16 protein-coding genes are annotated in these 20,830 nt (G+C 71.7%); all 16 read right to left on the reverse strand.

The window, feature by feature from the left end:
• Positions 1-33 precede the first annotated feature (33 nt).
• Positions 34-1,449, reverse strand: coding sequence for a cytochrome P450 (locus tag VT50_RS33865; RefSeq protein WP_046090854.1), 1,416 nt, complete (start codon positions 1,447-1,449; stop codon positions 34-36).
• Between the two features lie 256 nt (positions 1,450-1,705).
• Positions 1,706-4,021, reverse strand: a complete 2,316-nt coding sequence (locus VT50_RS33870; RefSeq protein WP_046090853.1) for a glycoside hydrolase family 3 N-terminal domain-containing protein — start codon at positions 4,019-4,021, stop codon at positions 1,706-1,708.
• Complete coding sequence (locus VT50_RS33875; RefSeq protein WP_046090852.1) at positions 4,018-5,952, reverse strand: cellulase family glycosylhydrolase; 1,935 nt, start codon at positions 5,950-5,952, stop codon at positions 4,018-4,020. The genes VT50_RS33870 and VT50_RS33875 overlap by 4 nt, the downstream gene beginning before the upstream one ends.
• Before the next feature lie 116 nt (positions 5,953-6,068).
• Complete coding sequence (locus VT50_RS33880) at positions 6,069-7,112, reverse strand: LacI family DNA-binding transcriptional regulator (protein ID WP_046089065.1); 1,044 nt, start codon at positions 7,110-7,112, stop codon at positions 6,069-6,071.
• Between the two features lie 38 nt (positions 7,113-7,150).
• Entirely contained in the window at positions 7,151-7,978 is an 828-nt protein-coding gene (locus VT50_RS33885) for a carbohydrate ABC transporter permease (RefSeq protein ID WP_046089061.1), read from the reverse strand.
• Positions 7,979-7,995: 17 nt separating this feature from the next.
• Positions 7,996-8,934, reverse strand: coding sequence for a carbohydrate ABC transporter permease (locus VT50_RS33890; RefSeq protein WP_046089060.1), 939 nt, complete (start codon positions 8,932-8,934; stop codon positions 7,996-7,998).
• 52 nt (positions 8,935-8,986) lie between these two features.
• Positions 8,987-10,276, reverse strand: a complete 1,290-nt coding sequence (locus tag VT50_RS33895) for an ABC transporter substrate-binding protein (protein ID WP_046089059.1) — start codon at positions 10,274-10,276, stop codon at positions 8,987-8,989.
• Between the two features lie 170 nt (positions 10,277-10,446).
• Positions 10,447-11,943, reverse strand: a complete 1,497-nt coding sequence (locus VT50_RS33900) for a carboxylesterase/lipase family protein (protein WP_046089058.1) — start codon at positions 11,941-11,943, stop codon at positions 10,447-10,449.
• Positions 11,944-12,083: 140 nt separating this feature from the next.
• Entirely contained in the window at positions 12,084-12,986 is a 903-nt protein-coding gene (locus VT50_RS33905; RefSeq protein ID WP_046089057.1) for an MBL fold metallo-hydrolase, read from the reverse strand.
• A gap of 74 nt (positions 12,987-13,060) precedes the next feature.
• A complete protein-coding gene (locus VT50_RS33910; RefSeq protein ID WP_046089064.1) occupies positions 13,061-14,344 on the reverse strand; it encodes a cation:proton antiporter in 1,284 nt (427 codons plus the stop codon).
• A gap of 149 nt (positions 14,345-14,493) precedes the next feature.
• On the reverse strand, positions 14,494-15,696 hold the full coding sequence (locus VT50_RS33915) for an ABC transporter permease (protein WP_046089056.1): 1,203 nt from the start codon (positions 15,694-15,696) through the stop codon (positions 14,494-14,496).
• On the reverse strand, positions 15,693-16,460 hold the full coding sequence (locus VT50_RS33920) for an ABC transporter ATP-binding protein (RefSeq protein WP_046089055.1): 768 nt from the start codon (positions 16,458-16,460) through the stop codon (positions 15,693-15,695). The genes VT50_RS33915 and VT50_RS33920 overlap by 4 nt, the downstream gene beginning before the upstream one ends.
• Positions 16,457-17,611, reverse strand: a complete 1,155-nt coding sequence (locus tag VT50_RS33925) for a peptidoglycan-binding protein (protein ID WP_046089054.1) — start codon at positions 17,609-17,611, stop codon at positions 16,457-16,459. The genes VT50_RS33920 and VT50_RS33925 overlap by 4 nt, the downstream gene beginning before the upstream one ends.
• Entirely contained in the window at positions 17,608-18,213 is a 606-nt protein-coding gene (locus VT50_RS33930) for a hypothetical protein (RefSeq protein ID WP_046089053.1), read from the reverse strand. Before VT50_RS33930 ends, VT50_RS33925 begins: the two co-directional genes overlap by 4 nt.
• A gap of 262 nt (positions 18,214-18,475) precedes the next feature.
• Complete coding sequence (locus VT50_RS33935) at positions 18,476-19,051, reverse strand: hypothetical protein (RefSeq protein WP_053048740.1); 576 nt, start codon at positions 19,049-19,051, stop codon at positions 18,476-18,478.
• 52 nt (positions 19,052-19,103) lie between these two features.
• The coding region (locus tag VT50_RS33940; RefSeq protein ID WP_206269525.1) for an alpha/beta fold hydrolase at positions 19,104-20,830 on the reverse strand (1,727 nt) is incomplete at its 5' end.

Below are 20,830 nucleotides of genomic sequence, written 5' to 3' on the forward strand. Positions count from 1 at the left end.
GCGACCGCCGCGGAGATCCATCAGAAGGCTCCCTCAGTCCCGGCGCAGGCTCGCCAGGAAGCGCCAGAGCGCGGAACGGGGCCGTTCCGGCTGGGCGGAGGCGGATGCCTCGGCGGCGGGTGCCGGGTGGGCGGCTGGCTCGGGCTCCGGCAGCGAGGCGGCCGCCGCGGCTCCGGGGGCCGAGGGCATCGGGGCCCGCCGCGTCCGCATCCGGTACCGGACCGGGAAGGCCTTCAGCCCGCGCACATACGTAGATGAGCGCCAGGGCAAGTGGTCGACGGGCAGGCCCAGTTCGAAGTCACACCGCTGGAACAGCTTGCCCACCGCCGTGGTGACGATCATGTCGGCGAGCCCCCGTCCCGGGCACTGGTGCGGCCCCGCGCCCCACGCCAGATGCGCGCGCGAACTCACCGACGCGTCCTGGCTGCCGGGCGTGGCGAACATCGGATCGCCGTGTGCGGCGGCGATCGAGGGCATCACCGCATCGCCCGCGGCGAGCCGGAAGTCCCCCAGGTCGGTGTCGGCCACGGGGAAGCGGGCGGTGAGGTTGACCCACGGCGGCGAGGCGATGTGCACGCGGTTGACCAGCTCCTCGGGCGGCCCTGCCATCAGCCCGGCTCGTGTCCCGGACTCCCCGGCCAGCACCTCCAGCACACTGTTGGTGATGGCGTGGCTGACGAGATCCGACAGGATGACGATGATCGCGAGCAGCTCCCGGCCGATCTGTTCCACCGTCAGTGGGGGCTCGATCGCGAGCAGGCGGGTGGTCAGGTCGTCACCGGGGTGCTGTCTCTTGTACACCGCGAGTTCGGTCGTCGCGGCCGTCAGTCGGCCCATGGCCGCCGCGGCGTCCGGGCCGCCGTCCACCGCCCGCCACGAGTCCATGAACACGTCGTCGCCCTGCTCGACCGGGAAGCCGAACAGCCGGTTGACGGCCATCAGCGGCAGCGCCCGCGCGAACTGCGCGCCCAGATCCACCCATCCGCTCTCGCTGCCGTCCGCGAAGAAGCTGATCAGCTCGTCGGCGTGCCGGGAGACGGCGTTCGTCAGCTCCCAGGACTGGGGCGCGTCGGGGTCCTGGAAAGGCGCGAGTGCCTCCTCCACGGCGGCGCGTGTCGCCTTGTGCCGCTGGTCGTCCTGGAACAGCAGAAAGCTGGCCTGGTAGCCGGGCAGAAGCGGCCAGTCGGACGGCACCCGGCCCTCGCGCAGCCACCGCCAGTGCTGGACGTTCTTCTTCCATACGCTCTCGTCGCGCAGCACTTCCCGCACCTCGCGATAGCCGAGCACCAGCCATACCGGCACCCCGTACAGAACGACGGGTGCCACCGGCCCCCACTGGGCCCGCAGACGGGTGTAGACCGAGGCGGGCTGGGTCTCGAAGTCCCGTGTCATCAGCGGCTCGACCGCCAGGGACTCCAGCTCGGACGGCTCGGCAGGGGGCAAGTGCATTTCGATGTCCTTAGTGCGACAGCTGGGCCATTCCGGCCGGGCCGCAAGGTCCTCGTGGGAGGCGCCACACGGCATCTGACGCGCGGCGCGGAGCGAAAGTCGGCCCTACGGCGCAGGCCACATTAGCGGTCGTTCGGCCGCCTGAACAGCATGGCCGATCTCCACGGTCCAGGGCGGCGCACGGTGCCCGCGCGCACCTCCCAGTCCATGCGCGACGACTGACGGACCAACACATCACCGTCCAGCCAGCGTGTGATCAGCTCGACGGCTCGATCACCAGCCGTACCCCCTGCGTTGCCCCGGACGAGGGCCCGGTCTCCAGCAGGAGTTCACCGGGTTCGACGGCGAGGCCGAGGTCCCGGGTGACGGAGGCGAGGGTGTCGGCGTCGATCGCGAACACCGCGTCGGCCTCCTCCCCCGGCCGCAGATCCAGGCGGACGAAGCCGCGGAGCTCACGGACGCGCGGCCACGAGGAGCCGCCCGACCGTCGCCGTACGTAGAGCTGGACCGTCTCGCGCACCGGCCGCTGCCCCGTGTTGCGCACGGTGACCCGGCAGCTGAGCGCCGGGTCGTCCGGGGTCACCCGGGTGCGCGAGAGCCGTGGCGGAGCGTAGCCGACCGTGGTGTACGACAGGCCGTGGCCGAAGGCGTGGCGGGCGGTGGCGGGCTGGTCCACATAGCCGCGGTACCCGTGGTCCTTGGCGTTGTAGAACACCGGCAGCTGCGCGGCCGACCTGGGGATGGACACCGGGAGCCGCCCCTCGGGCTCGGCCGCGCCGAACAGTACGTCGGCGACGGCCCGTCCGCCCCATGGACCCGGATACCAGGCGCTCAGCACCGCCGCGGCCGTGCCGGAGAGGTCGGGCAGGGCGTGCGGACGGCCCTGGACGAGGACCACGACGACTGGCACACCCGTGGCCGCCACCGCGCCCAGAAGCGCCAACTGTCCGTCGGGCAGTCCCAGTTCGGCCAGATCCACCCCCTCGCCGCAGGTCATACCGGTGGGGTCGGCGGAGCTCACGACGGCCGCGCCATTGGTGTCGAAGGTGGTGTCGCCGGACCGGGCGCTCGACCCGCCCAGGACGAGCACCGCGAGGTCCGACGCCGCCGCGCGCGCGACCGCCTCGGGGACACCCGAGAGGTCGCCGCCGACCAGCTCGCACCCGGGCGCGTAGGTGACCTCGGTGTCCGGTGGGGCGGCCGAGCGGATGCCGTCCAGGACCGTGATGTGGTGGTGGCCGGGGCGCTGTGGCGCGGTGTAGTCGCCGATCTGCTGGGCGATGGAGTCCGCGTTCGGGCCGAGGACGGCGATCCTGCGGGTCGAGGGGGCCAGCGGCAGGACTCCGCCGTCGTGGGCGAGCAGGGTGATGGACGCGCGGGCGATGCGTTCGCTCAGCTCGCACGCGTCGGAGGGCCGAGCCCCAGCGGGCTGTGCCACGGTGGGCGCATGGCGCGGTTCGACGGCAGGCGCATAAGGCCGCTCGAAGAGCCCCAGGCGGAACTTCAGCGCCAGCACCCGCGCCACCGCGGTGTCCAGGGTCCGCTCCGCGACCAGCCCCTGGGCCACCGCCTCGGCCAGCCGCGGAAAGCACGCGTCCCAGAGGCTGAGGTCGCATCCGGCGTTGAGGGCCAGGGCGCCCGCGGCCACCGGGTCTCCCGTGAGCCGGACCAGGCGGTCGATGGCGCCGCCGTCCGCCATCACCACACCGTCGAACTCCAGCCGCTCCCGGAGGAGTTCGGTCAGCAGTGGCCGACTGGCCACGCAGGGCAGGCCGTCGAATTCGTTGTAGGCCGCCATCACCCCGGCCGCACCGGCGCGTATCCCGGCCCGGGCCGCCGCCAGGTGGATGTCGTGCAGCTCGCGGGCGCCCAGTTCGGTGGCCGCGCTGTTGCGTCCGCCGACCGTGGCCCCCTGCCCGGCGAAGTGCTTGAGCACCACGGCCACACCGGCCGTGCGCATTCCCCGCACCAGCGCCTCGGTGAGCCGCGCCGCCAGATACGGGTCCTCGCCGAAGCACTCCTCCGCGCGGCCCCAGCGCGGGTCGCGCACCAGGTCGAGGGCGGAGACCAGCGCCACGTGGCCACCGCGTGCCCGCACCTCCACGCCGACCGCGGCCGCCGCGGCCTCGTAGAGCCCGGGGTCCCAGGTGGCCCCCACGGCGAGATTGACCGGCAGCACGGTGCCGTCCAGTGCCTGGTGGCCGTGCGGAACCTCCTCCACGAGCAGCACGGGTACGCCGAGACGGGTGTTCTCCACGACATGCCGCTGTACGGCGTCGGCGACCCGCGCCCCGTCCGCCGCCGCGATGCCGTCGGCGAAGCCGACACCGGACCAGGCGTCGGCCCGCTGGAGCCCGTACAGGGCCCCCATCCCGCGGTACGCGGCGACCTCGGCCCGGAAGTCGTCGGTGAGCCGGTGTCCGTGGCCGCCGTCGGCGCGCTCATAGGCGTGCCAGCCGTACATCCGCTGGTTGACCTGGCCGACCTTCTCGGTGAGCGTCATGCGCCCGAGCAGATCGTGGACCCGCTCCGCCACCGGCGCGGCCGGGTCGCGATAGCGGGGGCCGGTCACCTCAGCTCCAGGACGCGCACACCGTACGGGACGAGTGTCACGTCCGCCGTCGCCGCGCCGGACACCAGGTCGTACAGCGTTCCCCCGGTGGCGGGGCGGACGGTGACCTCCTCGGGGCTCTGGCTGACCAGCCAGACGAAGCGGCGTCCGTCGTCGTGGACGAGGAGGTCAGCCCCGACATGGGGGCTGTCGACCGTCACCGGGCGGCGGACCCCGGCCACATCGGCGAGCGCCGCGTACAGCCGGTGGGTCTCCTCGGGGTTGACGCGGGCGGTGCGGGCGGCCATGTGCTCCAGGGGGTAGGTGGCCAGCACGGTGCGGCCGGACCCGGTGTCGCGCACCAGGAGGGCGGGCCGCCCGTGGGCGTCGACGGCCACCACCCGGGCGTCACGCGGAACGACCGGCAGATACGCCCGGCTGTCCTCGTTGCCCGCGACGGGGAAGCGCAGCGAGGTCCCGGCCGTCAGCCCGCCGAAGTCCTCGGTGAACGTCATCTCCAGGGCATCGTCCTCGATGGGCTCGGCCACGCCGTAGGAGAGCTGCAGTTCCACCCCGAACAGCCCGTCCAGGTCGTCGAACCACGGGCCGCGGGTCCCGGGGTGCTCGCCGGAGCAGAACGAGAGGTAGACGGTGGCGCCCTCGTGGGCGCGGCGTTCGAGCTCACGCCGGGTGCGGGTGGTGAGCTGGCGGGTGGCGGGGAGCAGGTACAGGGCCGCGTCGCCGGGCAGGCCGTCCGCCTCCCGGGTGAAGCCCACCGGCAGGTCGGCGGCGCGGGTGGCCACATAGCCCTGGTGCAGGGACGTGAAGATCAGCGGCCGGTCGGCGGGCCTGCTGTAGGGGTAGCCACGCTCCAGGAAGGCGGGCACGACCAGGGCCGCGTCCGCGTCGGCACGCCGGCAGTGTGCGAAGTCCACGGCCTTCAACACCTCGGCGAACGCGGCGAGTTCGAGCAGCGGGGCCTTGGGGGCTCCGGTGTGGTCGGTGATGCCGAAGTGCATCTCGAAGGGGTGGTGGTCGTACGGCGAGCGGTCCCACAGATCGTCGTAGTCGGTGTTGTTCCAGGCGATCCAGCCGGTGGCCCCGCCGAGCAGCGAGTTGTGCAGGGTCTGCCGGTAGTACACCGCCGCGTGCCGATCGGACACGGTGTCCGTGGAGAGCCCGAACTCCTCCAGGACGACGGGCTGTCCGGTGACCGCCGCCAGTTCGCACTCGAAGGCTGCGCGCAGGTGCTGGCGCGGCCGGTCGGTGTCCGAGCGGTAGACGTGCGGGCCCACGAAGTCCACGTACTCGGCGGTCTCACGCAGCGAGAAGCCGTTGTCGCGGCCGGTGACCTCGATGCCCCAGGCGCCGTCGCCGAGGGAGACGGGCTGGGTGCCACCGGCCGCCCGTACGGCGTTGCACATGGCCTGCGCCCAGGCGGTCACCACCTCGGAGGAGGGGGGATCCACCTGATAGACACGGCCGTAGCCGGGCATCTCATTGGTGATGAGCCAGCCGGTGACCGCCGGGTGGTCCTTGAAGCGGCGGGTCATCTGGGACACGAACCACGCCTGGCGGCCGACCATCCACACGTCCTCGTAGAGGTCGCGGCCCCCGCGCCAGACGGGGTCCCAGTTCTCGCCCGACATATGGCCGACGATGAAGGTGGGCACCGTGGCCATGCCCGCCTCGGTGTGGGCGTCGAGGAAGTCGCGGAAGCGTTCGCACAGCGTCTCGTCGACGCGGTGGGGCTCGGGGTGGAAGTCGGGCCAGTAGAAGAACGACCGGGTCATCGTCAGGCCGTGCTCGCGCAGCACCCGCAGTTCCGCGCGGACCGTCGTCGGGTCGTAGTCGCGCCACATCAGGGGCCCGCCGGTGCGGGACCAGAAGTTGGCGCCGAGCCAGGGCAGGACGGCGGAGTGGTGGGTGAGCTGGGCGCTGTGGCGTCGCATGGTCCTTCTCGGATGTCGGTGGTACGGGGTGGGGGGTGCCCGGCATATGGCCGGGGTCGGGGCTGACCGGGGTCGGGGGGTGGGGCGGGGTCCAGGTCCGGGCCGGGGGTGGTGCGTCAGCCGGGCGCGGGTCCGGTGGACTCGCGGACGACCAGCCGCGGCCGGTCGTCGAGCGCCGTCTCCTCGACGTCCTCGCCGCAGCGCGCGAGGAGCAGCCGGGCGGCCGCCGCGCCGACCCGCTGCACCTGCTGGTCGACCGTGGTGAGCCGGGGGTGCAGCCAGCGGCCGAGCGGCAGATCGTCGTGGCCGACGACCGACAGGTCCTCGGGGACGCGCAGCCCGGCGCGCTGGGCCGCGCCGATGCCGCACATCGCCATGGAGTCATTGGCGTAGACGATCGCGGTGGCGCGGTCGGTGGCGTCCAGCAGGGCCTGGGTGGCGGCGACGGCGGACACTTCGGTGAAGTCGGTGTGCAGCACCGCGTAGGGCCGCAGGCCCGCCCGCCGGAGGGCGGTTGCGAAGACACCGCCGCGCAGCCGGGTGTGCCTCAGGTCGGCCGGGCCCGCCACATAGGCGATCCGCCGGTGGCCGAGCCCGAGCAGGTGGCGGACGACCTCCTCGACGGCCGCGTCCTGGTGGCCGAGCCCGACGCGGGGCACGGCGGCGGCACGGTCGGGGGGACCGAGCAGCACGGCGGGCAGGCCGAGGCGGGCCAGCAGGGCGGGGCGCGGGTCGTCGGCGCGGGCGTCGGTGAGGACGGCGCCGTCGACGCGGCCCTCGGCCGCGAGCCGCTTGTAGAGGGCGTTCTCCTCCTGGGCCCCGGCCACCAGGTGCAGCAGCAGACCGTAGCCGCGGGGCGCCAGTTCGCCCTCGATGCCGGTGATCAGCTCGCTGAAGTGCGGGTCCGCGCCGAGCACATCGGTGGGGCGCCGGACGACGAGGGCGAGGGTGCGGGTGCGGGCGCTGCGCAGGGCGGCGGCGGACGCGCTCGGCGACCAGCCGAGCTCCGTCGCGGTGTCCAGGATGCGCTTCCGGGTGGCCTCCGACAGCCGGCCCTTGTCGTTGAACGCCTGGGACACGGCGGCGGTGGACACCCCGGCGGCCGCCGCCACCTGTTTGATGGTGGGGCGCCGTCCCGGTCTCGCGGCGGTCGTGCCCACGTTCGCGCCGGTCGTGTCCACGTTCGCGGCGGTCGTGCTCACGCCTTGACCGCCCCGTTGATGAGCGCCTGCTGCATGCGCTTCTGGAGCACCGTGTAGACGACCCAGACGGGGATCAGGGTCAGGACGGTTCCGGCGGTGAGCACGCCGTAGTCGGTGCCGGTGATGGCCTTGAGGGTGGGCAGGGCCACCTGCACGGTGCGCTGCTCGGGGTCGGGGCCGATGATGACCAGCGAATACAGGTATTCGTTCCAGAAGGTGAGGAAGTTCAGCAGCAGCACGGTGGCGATGCCGGGCAGGCACATGGGTATGTAGATGTGGCGCAGCACGGTGTAGGTGGAGGCCCCGTCCATCCGGGCGGCCTCCTCCATCTCCCTGGGGATGGTCCGCATGAACTGCACCAGGATCACCACCGACAGCGGCATCGCCGTCGCGGGCAGGAAGAAGACCATGAACAGCCGGGTGTGGAACAGCCCGGTGGCGGCGGCGAGCAGGAAGGTGGGGAAGAGCGCCGCGAACGTGGGGATCAGGAAGCCCAGCGAGAAGACCTTCTCCATCGCCGAGGCGAGCCGTCCCGTGGAGCGGGCGAGCGCGAACGCCGCGGGCAGCGCCAGTAGCAGGGTCAGCGCCAGCGCGAGCACTGTCACCAGGGCGGAGTTGACGACGGCCGTGCCCAGATCGGCGCTGTCGTAGGCGGTGCGGAAGTTGCCGAAGCCCAATGACCCGGGCAGAGCGAAGGGATGGGCGAAGATCTCCTCGTTGCTCTTGAACGCGGAGGCGAGGAAGTAGTAGAGCGGCACGATGAGCAGTACCGCGTAGGTCCACACCAGGATGTGCGCGGGCAGCCAGCGCTTGCCGAGTTTCATGGTGAGCCGCCTTACGGTCAGTAGTTCTGGCGGAACGCGCGGCGGATGGTGAGCAGCCCGACGAGCCCGGCCAGGAAGAGGATGACGCCGACGGTCTGGCTGTAGCCCAGGTCGGCCGCGATGAACGCCTTCTGGTAGACGAGGAACGACAGGGTCGTGGACGAGCTGCCGGGACCGCCCTGGGTGAGCAGCAGCACGTGCTGCGCCGAGCCGAAGAGGGTCCACAGGAACTGCAGCATGGTGACGACGCCGACGTAGTCGCGGATCACGGGGAAGTGGACGCGCCACATGGTCCGCCAGTGCCCGGCCCCGTCCAGCTGGGCCGCCTCGCCGAGGTCGTCGGGGACGCTGTCGAGCCGGGCGGCGAACAGGACGGCGGTGAAGCCGATGCCGCTCCACACGTCCAGGGCGATCAGACAGGCCAGGGCTGTCGAGGGCGAGGCGAGCCAGGCGTCGGTGAGCGCACCGAGCCCCGTGGCGTCGAGCGCGCCGTTGACCAGCCCGTCCGGGGACAGCGCCGCGTAGAACACCATGGCCTTGGCGGGGGTGGAGACCAGGCCGGGGATGAACAGCAGATAGCGGATCACCCGGTGTCCGGGCGGCTTCTGCGCCACGTAGTAGCCCAGCATGTAGGCGCATACGATCATGATCGGCAGTGCCACCGCCAGCTGGACGGCGGTGTTGCGCACCGCGTCCCAGAAGACGGGGTCGTCCAGCACGGTGCGGACGTTGCCGAGCCCGGCGAATGACACCGGCTGGAGCATGCCCGGCCAGTGCAGGGCGGCGATCACGAAGATGGCGATCACCGGGCCGATCATGAACACCGCGTACCAGACCAGCGCCGGGATGGCGAGGATCGTACCGCCCTGCCGGGGTGTGCCGGTACGGCCCGTGGTGGCGGGCGGTGCGGGGTGGCGGATCGCGGCCCCGCCCGGGGGTGACGTCAGCGTCGTCATGAGGTGGCTCCCGTGGAGTCGGGCTCGGGATATGAGCGAACGGGCGGGCGGTTCACGCGGAGCGGTACGCGGTCTCGAGCGCGGCGCGGACCTTCGCGGCGCTGGTGCCGCGGGTGAAGGAGGTGCTGGTCGCGGTGATCAGCGGCTGGGCGGCGGCCGGCGGTACGTACACATCGGGCAGCAGCGCCTGGCTCACCGTCGAGCCCAGCCGCTGGGCGGCGGCGACCAGCGGGAAATCGGTGCTGACGGCGTCAGAGCGCAGCGCCATGTCGCGGCCGCTCTCCCGGATGAACCGGGCGACGGTGTCGGGCCGGTACATGAAGCGCAGGAACTTCTCGACGGCGTCGATCTTCTTGGTGCCGTTCGGGCTGATCCAGAACCCGATCAGGGTGTAGGTGCGCAGGATGGTGGGCTTGTCGTGCGCGGCGCCGTCGGCCAGCGGCCACCCGCCGACCTCGGTGTGCCGGGCCACCTTCGGCGGCACCTTCGCCAGCGCCGAGGACATCGCCGACTGGATCGCCGCGGTCTGGGTGTTGAACTGCGTGGTCATGGAGTCCGAGGTGAGGCCCTGGGCCTTGTCGGCGAAGACGCCCGCGTCGCGCAGGGTCACGAAGTACTCGATGCCCTCGCGGGCGCCCCTGCCGCCGAAGTCCCCCGTGGAGTAGGCGTGCCGGGCCTCGTCCTCGGTGAGGAAGGTCTGGATGATCTGGGCGAGCAGTTTCTGGCCCGTCCAGTCGTTGCCGCCGACGGTCACGGGCGCGATCCCCTTGGCGCGCAGCTTGCGGGCCGCGGCGATCAGTTCGTCGCCCGTGGCGGGTATCGCGTCGACGCCCGCCCGGTCCAGCAGGGACCGGTTGTAGGCGATCGGCCAGTTGGTGGCGAAGTAGGGGAAGGCGCGCACCCTGCCCTTGGGATCGGTCCACTCGGCGAGCGCCTGCGGAAGCACGCGCGTCCGTAGCCCCCAGTCGTCCAGATAGCCCTTGACGTCGACCGTGGCGCCGACGTCGGTCCAGGCCAGCGTCTTGTCGTAGAGGTTGACCATGACGACGTCGGGCTCCTTGCGGGCCAGCCGGGAGGTCTCGTAGACCTGCGCGAGGTCGTCGCCGTTGATGAGGTTCTTGACCTTGAGCCCCGGGTGCTCCTCGCGGAACCGGTCGAGGGCCGCGAGGTAGGTGGGCGATCCCGGGGCGGTGGTGCCCAGCTGGCTGTGCACGACGAGCGTATCGGGATCGGAGTCCGCCCCGGTGAGCGCGGAACAGGCGGAGAGGCCGGGCAGGACGGTCGCGGCGGCGAGGCCGGAACCGGCGGCGAGGAAGCCGCGCCGGGTCAGCGGTGAGTGCACTGCGGGGGTCTCCAACCAGGCGGTTAACGAGTGGTTAATCGATCTACCTCGAGGGTGTGAGGAATGTAGGAGCCACTTCGTCTCTGGTCAAGTCCTTGCCGGGGCCGAAAGCACACCGCCGCGGCGCGGGCCCGGGATGGCCCGCCCGCGGCGGCGGGCCCGCGATGGCGCTATTCCCAGGCCAGCCGTACCTGGGCGCCGGGGTCCGCCACCTGCGTCCAGGTCTCGGCGATGCGCATGGTCGTCCTGCGCACGCCGTCGTACGGCGGCCAGCCGGGGTCGCCCGTCCTCGCGAACCGGATCCAGACGGCGTGGACACGGGTGGCGAGGTCCGCGGGCGGCTCGGTCGGGCCGAGGATCGCCTCGGGCCCGTGCAGCCGCGCCAGCCCGGTGCGGTCGAACACGAACGGCAGCTCGACGACGTGCGAGGCGCCGAGCCGACCGTCCAGCGCCCCCGACCGCCAGGCGAACTCATAGACGTGGGTACGCGACGAGGGGTGCCGGGCGTGGGCGGTCGCGAGCCGCCGGGTGCCCGCACCGAACAGGGCGTCCGTCATGATGGCGGCCCGCAGCTCGCCGGGGGACGCCCCGGGCCGCTCCCGGCGGTAGACCGCCACCAGCTTCTCGGGGTCGGGGTGGCAGCGTGCCGCCGTGGCGTGGACGTCCTCCTCGGTCGAGGACGTGAGGTGACCCGGCGGGGCCAGATAGAGGTTGCCCTCCTCGGCGGTCGTACCGAGCAGCAGATCGATGCCCGCGCCACGTCCGGTGGCCACCGCCTCGGCGGGCTGCTGGTCCAGGGCCAGGCTGAACGCGCTCAGGCCGATCAGCGGGTCGAAGCGTCCGTCGACCGTGAGATCGATCCCGGCGAGTCGCGGCATGGCCTCGACGAAGCGCTCATCGGGGACCGACGCCAGTGCCTCCGCGGTCGCGGCGGTCCCCAGGACGCGGGCGAGGGCCCGGGTGACCCGGCTCGCCTGGGCGCGGCTGAACGCCCCCTGGCCGTTGCCGCTCTGGATGATCGCCCGCTGGAAGAGCCCGTCGGCCCGGGGGTCGGCCACCACCGCGCCCACGATGGTGGCGCCCGCCGACTGGCCGAAGAGCGTCACCCGGGACGGGTCGCCGCCGAAGGCCGCGATGTTGTCCCCGACCCAGCGCAGCGCCGCGATCACATCCAGCAGGCCCCGGTTGTCGGGGGCGTCGGGGAGGTGCAGGAAGCCGGGTATCCCGAGCCGGTAGTTGAGGGTGACCAGGACGACGCCGTCCCGGGCGAAGGCGGTGCCGTCGTAGAGCTCGGAGCGGGTGGACCCGGCCACGAAGCCGCCGCCGTGCACGAACACCATCACGGGGAGGTCGTCACGTGCGGTGTCGGGCGTCCAGACGTTCACCGCGAGGTAGTCCTCGCCCGGGACCCAGCCCTGTCCGAAGTACGGGGACATGTCGAGGCGGCCGAACGCGTCGCGCCTCGGCTGCGGTGCCGTGGGGCCCGCGGCGGTGGCGTCCCGGACACCGTCCCACGGCGGGTGCGGCACCGGCGGGGCGAACCGGGCGGCGCCGCGTGGCGGGGCTGCGTAGGGGATGTGCCGGAAGACGGTGGCGTGCTCCTCCTGGCGGCCACGGACCGCGCCCTGGGAGGTCACGACGGTGGGGGCGGTGGTGTGGTGCGTCATGCGTGGTATGTCGCTTCCTCGGTGTCGCTGTCCTGGGTACCGCTCGCTCGGCGTCGCTGCCCGGGTACCGCTCGCTCGGCGTCGCTGGCCGGATACCGCTCGCTCGGCGTCGCTTCCTCGGCTTCGCTCCGGTCCGCCGGTCACAGGCGCGCGAAGGCGGCCCATTCCTTGACGGCGAACCCGCCGCCCTCGCGCCGCACCTCGGCGGCGCCGTGGCCGCCCAGGTGGGCGGGGAAGACCAGGGCGTTCTGATCGGCGGCCCGGCCGAGGACCCGGCGGCGGGTGGCGCGGGATTCGGCCGGGTCCTCGCAGAAGCAGCTGTTGGTGTCCGGATCCACGAGCTGCACCGGGCTGTGCAGCAGATCCCCGACGAAGAGCGCGCGATCGCCCCGGGAATCGAGGGTGAGCAGGGAGGACCCCGGTGTGTGTCCGGGGGCGAGTTCCAGCCGGAGATGGGCGTCGATATCGAAGCCGCCGTCCCACAGCAGTGCCTGGCCCGCTTCCCTGATGGGGGCGACGGAGTCCTCGAAGACATTCTGGTTGCCCCTGCCGAGCAGCGGCTTGTGCTCATTCTCCGGATTCCAGAACTCGAAGTCCCGCTCGGGGATGAGATAGGTGGCGTTCGGGAAGGTCGGCACCCACTGCCGACCGTCGAGGCGGGTGTTCCAGCCCACGTGGTCGACGTGCAGATGGGTGTTGACCACGATGTCGACGTCCTCGGGCCGCACCCCGGCCCTGGCGAGATTCTCCAGGAAGCCGGTGTTCAGATAGCTCCACACCGGTGCGTAGGGCCGGTGCTTGTGGTTGCCCACCCCGGTGTCGACGAGAATGGTCTTGCCCTCACTGCGCAGCACCCAGGTCTGAATCGCGGACCGCACGTCATCGGTACCGGGATCGTAGAAGTCCGGGACCAGCAAGGGGGCATTGTTTTCCCAGGCCTCCTTCGGGCTTTCCGGAAAGAAGGTTCCGGACGTGAGATCGACGGACCCGACGTATTCCTCAACGCGTGTGACGGTGACATCGCCCAGGGTTATCCGCTGCATGGGTAATCGCCTCGTTCATGGGAAATCCGATTCGCAGCAGAATCCTCCCCGTGGTGGGCCATGGGCGGTATCCGTCATCTGACTGCATCGGCACGCCCGCGGGAGGCGGTGCGCGACGGGGGCGTCGGCACCAGGCGCTGCAGCAGCGGGCCGGTCATCATCGTGGTGATCACGGCCATGGCCACCATCACGGTGAAGACACGGCCGTCGATGACACCGAGGCCCAGACCCACGTTGAGCAGGACGAGTTCGGTGAGCCCGCGCGCGTTCATCAGCACGCCGAGGGTGGTGGCCTGCCGTGGAGTGGCCCCGGTGAGCCGGGCGGCGGCCGCGGCGCCGATGAACTTGCCCGCGCAGGCCGCGATGAGCACGGCGAGCAGCATGGCCAGGCCCTGGCCGCCGAGTCCCCGGAAGTCGACGGACAGCCCGGTGACGGTGAAGAACACCGGGAGCAGCAGCAGGCTCGACTGCTCGATGCGCGCGGGCACGTCCGGAGCGTGGGCCTCGAGCTGGCGGCGCGGTACGACGGCGCCGAAGACGAAGGCGCCGAACACGGTGTGCAGTCCCATCGCGTCGGTGGCCCAGGCCGACAGCAGCAGGCCGCTGAAGACCACGCCCTGGGCCAGTGTGCTGTCCCCGTTCCAGGGCCGTTCGGGCGCCAGCAGCCAGCGCAGTACTGGCTTGATCACGTACAGCATGCCGAGGACGAAGAGGGCGGACAGCAGCGCCATCCGGGCGAGTGGCCAGGGGCCGTCGGCGTTCACCACGACGACCACGACCGCGAGGATGCCCCACGCCAGCAGGTCCTGCAGGGCGGCGCAGGCGAGCGCCATGGTGCCGATGCGCTCCCGGGCCAGACCATGGTCGGTCAGGATGCGGGCGAGCACCGGGAAGGCCGTGATGGACATGGCCGCGCCCAGGAACAGCGCCGGGCCGAGCAGCCCCGTCCGCCCCCGCTCGGTGAGACCCCAGGAGGCGAAGGCGACGGCCAGGCCGGTGCCCAGGGCGAACGGCAGGGCGACGGAGCTGAGCGAGACCGACACCACCTGACGGCCCCGGCCGCGCAGCTGCGCCACGTCGAGGTGGTATCCCACGCCGAACATGAAGAGGACGAGGCCGAGTTGGGCCAGCAGCTGGAGGAAGGGCCGGGCCTGCTCGGGAAAGAGGGCCGCGGTCGGATTCCCGGGCAGCAGCCCCAGCAGACTGGGCCCCAGCATCAGGCCCGCGGCGATTTCCCCCAGCACCGCGGGCTGCCGCAGCCGCTGGGCGATCCGGCCGCAGACGATGGCCGCGGGCACGACCACGGCGAGGCCGATCAGCACATCACGGATGGTCTCTTCCAGCACACTGCCACTCATGGCCATGGCCCTCCCCCGTCACCGGATCCGCCCAGTCTCGGCGAGCCAACTCCCAGACAGAAATGTGCACTTGGACGATTGGACGGGCAGCCCGGAGCCCGGCACCGGGACGGAGACGGGGGATTCACCACGGTGCCGGGCGGTTCGGTTCAGACCGTGCGCAGCGCCTCCGTGGGAGGCATCCGGGCCGCCCGCAGGGCGGGCAGCAGCCCGGCGATGGCGCCGATGGCCACGGCGGCGCCGAGTCCACCCGCCCAGGCGAGCACCGGTACGACCGTCTCCCAGCCCTTGACGCCCGCGTAGACGAACGTCGCCAGTGTGCCCAGCACCACCCCGACCGCGCCGCCGAGCATGGCGAGCAGGATCGCCTCGGAGAGGAACTGCAGCCGGATGGTGCCACGGGTGGCGCCGAGCGCCCGCCGCAGGCCGATCTCCGAGCGGCGTTCCAGCACGGAGATCACCATGGTGTTGGCCACGCCGATGCCCCCGACGAGCAGGGCCACCGCCCCCAGCCCGAGGAAGAGCCCGTCCAGCGCCGATCGCGCGGCGGCCCGGGCCTCGAGCGCGGCCGACGGCTGGGTGACGCTGACCTCGCTGGGGTTCTGCGGGTTGGCCGTGGCGGCCAGGACCTTCCGGACGTCCTTGACCTGGTCGGTGTCCGACCGTACGTACACCGTGGAGGGGTGGCCGTCGAAGTCCAGGTATGTCTTCGCGGCCTCGTAGCCCACCAGCACCGCAGAGTCGATCTCCGGCGTCAGCTTCGCGGGCTTGAGCACCCCGGACACGTAGAACCACTGACCGCCGACCCAGATGCGCATGCCCGGGTGGATGCGGGAGATGCCGAGCCGGCTGGCGGCGTCCCAGCCAAGGACGGCCACCGGCTGCCGCGCGGTGGCGGCGTTGAGATATCTGCCCTGGGCCATCGAGGTGCGCACCGCGGCCGGGAGGCGCAGGCTGGCGGCGTTCACCGAGAGGGAGTTGGTGTTGAGGCTCGGGATGTGCGGACTGCGGTACGCCTCGGCGTCGGTCTTGCCGGTGCTCTGTACCGCCTCGACCGGGCCGATCCGGGAGATCATGCCCGGTGCCTCGATGGGGAGTTCGGCGTCCCCGCCACCCAGCGACTGGCCCGGAGTGACCTTCAGCAGATTGGTGCCCAGCTTGTCGATCTCGGCGAGCAGCCCGGCCTGCGAGGAGGAGGACAGCCCGAGCACCGCCACCATCGCGGCGACACCGATGGCGATGCCCAGCGCCGACAGGGCGGCCCGCATCCGGCGGGTGCGCAGCCCCACGCTGGCGGTCCGGCCCAGGTCGGCGGGGTGGAGCCGGCCGGGGGCGGTGGCGGTGGGAGTCATGGCAACCGCCTCTCGGTGCCCAGCGGATCCTCCGCCGACCTGACGTCCGCGACGATGTGGCCGTCGAGCACCTCGATCCGGCGTGGCAGAAGGGCGGCCAGTTCCCGATCGTGGGTGATCATGACGATGGTGGTGCCCTCGGCGTTGAGCTCCTTGAACAGTGTGAAGATGGCGGCACCCGCGACGCTGTCGAGGTTGCCGGTGGGCTCGTCCGCCAGCACGATCGCCGGGTCACCGGCCAGGGCGCGGGCGATGGCCACCCGCTGCCGCTCGCCACCCGACAGCTGCGACGGCCGGTGGTGGATCCGGTGGCTGAGGCCGACCCGGTCCAGGGCCACGGCGGCCGCGGACAGCCGGGCCGGGCGACGGACGCCGGAGTACAGCATCCCGTCGGCCACGTTCTCCAGCGCCGTGGCGTGCTCGGCCAGGAAGAACTGCTGGAAGACAAAGCCGATCCGGGTGGCGCGCAGCCCGGCCAGCGCTCGGTCGGACATCGCGGCCACGTCCTCCCCCACGACCCGTACCGTGCCGGAGGTCGGCCGGTCCAGGGTGCCCATCACCTGCAGCAGAGTGGACTTGCCGGATCCTGAGGGTCCCACGATGGCCACCAAATCGCCCCGGTGGACGGTGAATCCGGCCTCGTCGAGCGCCACGACCGGGGAGGCGCCCGGGTAGACCTTGGTCACGTCCTCCAGCTGAAGGACCGCCTCGCCGGTGGTGCTCCGCACCTCGACCGGCCGCGTCTCGGTCTCCACGCCGGTCATGAGGCGGGCACCGCGATCTTCTGGCCGACCCCGAGCCCGGCGCCGCTGACCTCCACCTTGCCCTCACTGTCGTCAAAGATCCCAGTACGCACCGGGATCAGCTTGTGCTTGCCGCCCGCGTCGACCACCTCGACGGCGTAACCGCCTCCGGCGAGCGCCAGCAGCGCGTTCACCGGCACCGACAGCACGTCCTTCACCGTGTCGGAGACGATGGCCACCTGGACGGGCGCCTGGTCGAGCCCTCCGGTGGCCTTCGGGTCCTCCGGCCTGATCCGCACCTCGATGGTGGTCTTGTCGTCGGTCTGCTTCGCCACCTTCCCCACCGATGACACCTCGCCATCGGTGGACTTGCCGTTGGGGAGGGTTATGGTCACCTTGTCGCCGACCGCCACCCCGGTCTGCTGGCTGGCGTTGAGCTCGACGGTGACCTGCCGCCTGGTCGAGGAGACCTGCAGGACGTTCTGCCCCTGCCCGGCCGGGCCACCGCGTACGGCGCCCGACTTGATGACCCGGACCTCGTCGGCGGGCAGGAACACGGCCTGTCCGAGGGACAGTTCACCCGTCTCCTTCAGTCCGACGTCCTCCTGGAGCTCCTTGAGGGCGTAGAAGGTCTGCAGGCTGAAGTAGTCCGAGTCGGGGTCGATCTGTGCCTCGGTGGCGTACTTGAGGCTGACGAGCGCGGCGTTGAGCTGTCGCACATCGGCGCCCTCGGCGCCGTAGGCCAGATCGCGGTACACCGGCGCGGCGGCGCCCTGGAGCAACACCACCGGCTTGCCGCTCACGCGGTAGAGCACCTCGCCCTGGCTGATCGCGTCGCCCACGGCGGGGAGCTCGGTGATGGTGCCCTTGGCGTTGTTGACGACGTCGTACGAACCCGCGTAGCCGAGCGTCCCGTTCTCCAGGGTGCGGGCCGACAGGGAACCCTGGGTGACCTTCGCCAGTCCGGTGGGCGCGCTGGTCCTGGCCGACGAGCCCTTCTCGGACTTCTTGAACGGATCGGCCACGACGACTCCCGCGCCCGCCACGACTACGATCGCCACGACGACGATCGCGGTCAGCCCGCGCCGCTTGCGCCGCGCCGGTGGCGGCGCGCCCTGCCGCTCCGGGGGGCTCGTCTCCTCGTCCTCGGTCGGGACCTGGGTCGCACTCACGCGGAGCCCCCACCGGGCTTGTTGGGCTCCATGTTGCGCAGGGACTCCGGCTGGTACTGCTTGCAGGCGTCCTCCGCCTTCTTGAACTGCGGTGTGGTCGGGTCGACCTCCAGCTTGAAGGCACCGCTCTCATCGGGGTCGGGGAAGCTGGGCACGCCGTTCTTGCGCATGCACTTGGCGTACTTGAGCTTGTCCTCGGTCGGCCACACATCGCCCGGACCGCCGCCGCCCTCCTGCGGGGGCGGCGCAGGCATGTACTGCTTGCAGGCCTTCTCGGCCTTCTGGAACTCCGACGACTGCGGATCGATTCCGGCGCCCATTCCCTCACCGGGCTTCGGGTCCTTGAAATCGGGCAGGCCGTTCTTCCGCATGCACTGCGCGAATTTCAGCCCGTCCCCCTGTGCACCGGCCTCCGGCTGCTTGGACTGCGAGTTCTTCCCGGAGCCCACGCTGGCCACGCTCTTGTCCGGTTCATCGCTATCGCCACAGGCAGTGGCGAGCAGGGCGACCCCGGTCAGCAGCGCCGCCAATGCGGTGGTGCGCCGCAGCCTCTTCCTGGATGCGGCACTGCCATCCGACGGCCGCTCCGTGATAACCACCATGCCACTGTCCCCATTCCCTCGGGATTTCTTTCCTGTGCTTCCTGTTGTAGCGAGGAGGCGGTTTCGCCGAGGTTTCAGTGGGGGTTACGGCCGGGGGCGTGGGGCCCGGTGGGCGGGGCCTGGCGCCGGGCGGGGGAAGCCATGGTCTGCCGGCGCAGGTGGAAGCCCCCGGACCGCCGAGCATGCGGAAGCCCCGGTTTCGCCGGACGGGTGGTCCGGCGGGACCGGGGCGGAGGGGCACCCTTCAGGGCGTCGTACGGGGTTACGCGGGCCCCGGCGCTCCTGCGGGCAGGTGTCGCTGGCAAGCCTTGTGGGCGTCCCGGAACCCGGGCGACTGGACGTCGATCCCGGCCTCCTCGGGCGCGAAGCCGCCGCCCTTCGGATCGGGGAAGTCGGGCACCCCGCTCTTCCGCATGCAGTTCACGTACGTCGTCAGATCGGGCATCCCACCGGGCGGCGGTGAGGCCCGGCGCCCCTCGGGCATCAGACGCTCGCAGGCCTTCTCCGCCTTCTTGTACGCAGCGCCCTCGACGTCTATGCCGCTGCTCGGGTCGAGCAGGATCGAGCCGTCCGCGGCGGGATCGGGAAAGTCCGGCACGCCGTTGTCCCGGAGGCATTCGACAAATGCCATGCTTTTGGCCCTCTTGTCCCCCGCCCCGGCGCTGGCGCTGCCGGAGGACTTCGGGGAATCGTCGGAGCCGAGCGCGAATCCCAATCCGCCCGCCACCATGGCGATCGCCAGGGCGGCTCCCAGCGAAACGAGCAGAATGGCTAATCTGCCCTGTCGGCGCGCGCCCCCGGGCGGCTCGCCCGCGGCCGCGTTCTCCTTCTCGTCCATACTCTCTCCACCCTCTCCTTCATTCTCCGGCAGCAGCAGTTGCAGTTCTCCGTCAGCAGCTGTTCTCTGTCAGCAGCCGCGCGGAAATAAGCCGACCGATCGTTTTAAGGGGCTCTCCGGCGAGCATTCCGTCGTGATCGGAGGTGATACGGACCGGTTCGACAGGCCCGTCGACGTACGGCGCCCAGCTGTCCGGAGCCAGCCGGGCGGGGGCCGACGCGGATTGGCCCTCCGTGGCGACGAAGAGCAGGAGTTCTCCGCGGAAGACGCCGGGCGTGTGGCGCTGGAGGAGCCGGTTGTTGTTGGCGTTGACCCGATGGATCTCGGAGAGCATCCGCACCTGCTGGCGCCGCCTGTGGTGGGGGCCTTCGGCGGGTCCGCGGGTGGGGCCGACGTCGGATTTGCGGGTGGGGCCGACGTCGGGCTTATGGGTGGGCTCGCCGGTGAGCTCATTGGGCTCACCGGGCTCACCGGTGCGTTCGCCCGCGCGCCCGCCCGTCGGTTCCGCCTCGTCTCCACCGGGGTAACCATCGAGGCTGACCAGGAGATCCACCGTTTCGCCCTGCTGCTGGAGGAGTGCCGCCATCGCATGGGCCACGGTGCCACCGAACGACCAGCCGAGGAGGTGATAGGGCCCGGCCGACTGCACGGTCCGGATCCTCGCCACGTAGTCCGCGGCCATTTCCGCGACCGTCCCCGGCAGTGACTCATCCGTGCCGAAGCCGCGGGCCTGCAGTGCGTAGACCGGGCGGTCCGGCGGCAGGTGGTCCGTGAGTTCCGCGTAGCAGCGCCCCAGCCCGGTGCTCGGGTGGACGCAGAACAAGGGCGGCCGGTCGCCCTCGGTCCGGAGCGGCAGCAACAGGCCGGTTTCGCCGGAGTCGGTGGGGGCGGTGCCGCCCTCCGTACCGTCGAGCAGCCGTGCCACGTCGGCCACCGTCGGAGCGGTGAACAGCCCGCGGATGCTCACCTCGGCGCCGAGGACGGCACGGATCTGGGCGATCAGCTTCATCACCAGGATCGAATCGCCACCGAGCTCGAAGAACGACGCCTCGACACCAACTTCTTCCAGGCCCAGCACCTCGGCGAAGAGGGCACACAAGCGCTCCTCCGTGGGCGTCTCCGGACCGCGCCCCGCCGTTGCCTCGCCGGTGAAGTCCGGAGCGGGAAGAGCGGCACGATCCAGCTTGCCGTTCACCGTGAGGGGCAACACGTCAAGCGTCACGAAGGCGGCCGGGACCATATAGTCGGGCAGCCGGTCAGCGAGGAACCTCCGCAACGGGGCGACGTCGGCCAGACCATCCAGCGTGCCGTCCACCGCGCCATCCGGAACAACGTAGGCCACTAGCCGCTTACCCCGCATACGGTCTTCCCGGGCGATGACCGCCACCTGGCCGACGCTCGGGTGGGCGGCGAGGGCGGTCTCGATCTCACCGGGCTCGACCCGGAAGCCACGCACCTTGACCTGGTCGTCCACCCGACCGCCGAAGACGAGCTGACCGTCCGCAGTCCACTTGGCCAGATCCCCGGTGCGATACATCCGCCCACTCGTGAAGGGGCACGCGACGAAGCGCTCCGCCGTCAGCCCGGGGCGGCCGAGGTAGCCACGGGCGAGGCCAGGACCCGCGACATACAGCTCACCCAGCACACCTGCGGGGACCGGGTGAAGACAGTCATCGAGGACGAACGCCCGGGTGTTGGCGATGGGCCGCCCGATGGGCACCGGGCCCGAGCCGGACGCCTCCAGGGGCTCGCTCATCGTCGCGCACACGGTCACCTCGG

It is taken from the genome of Streptomyces antioxidans (assembly GCF_000968685.2).
Classification (GTDB): Bacteria; Actinomycetota; Actinomycetes; order Streptomycetales; family Streptomycetaceae; genus Streptomyces; species Streptomyces antioxidans.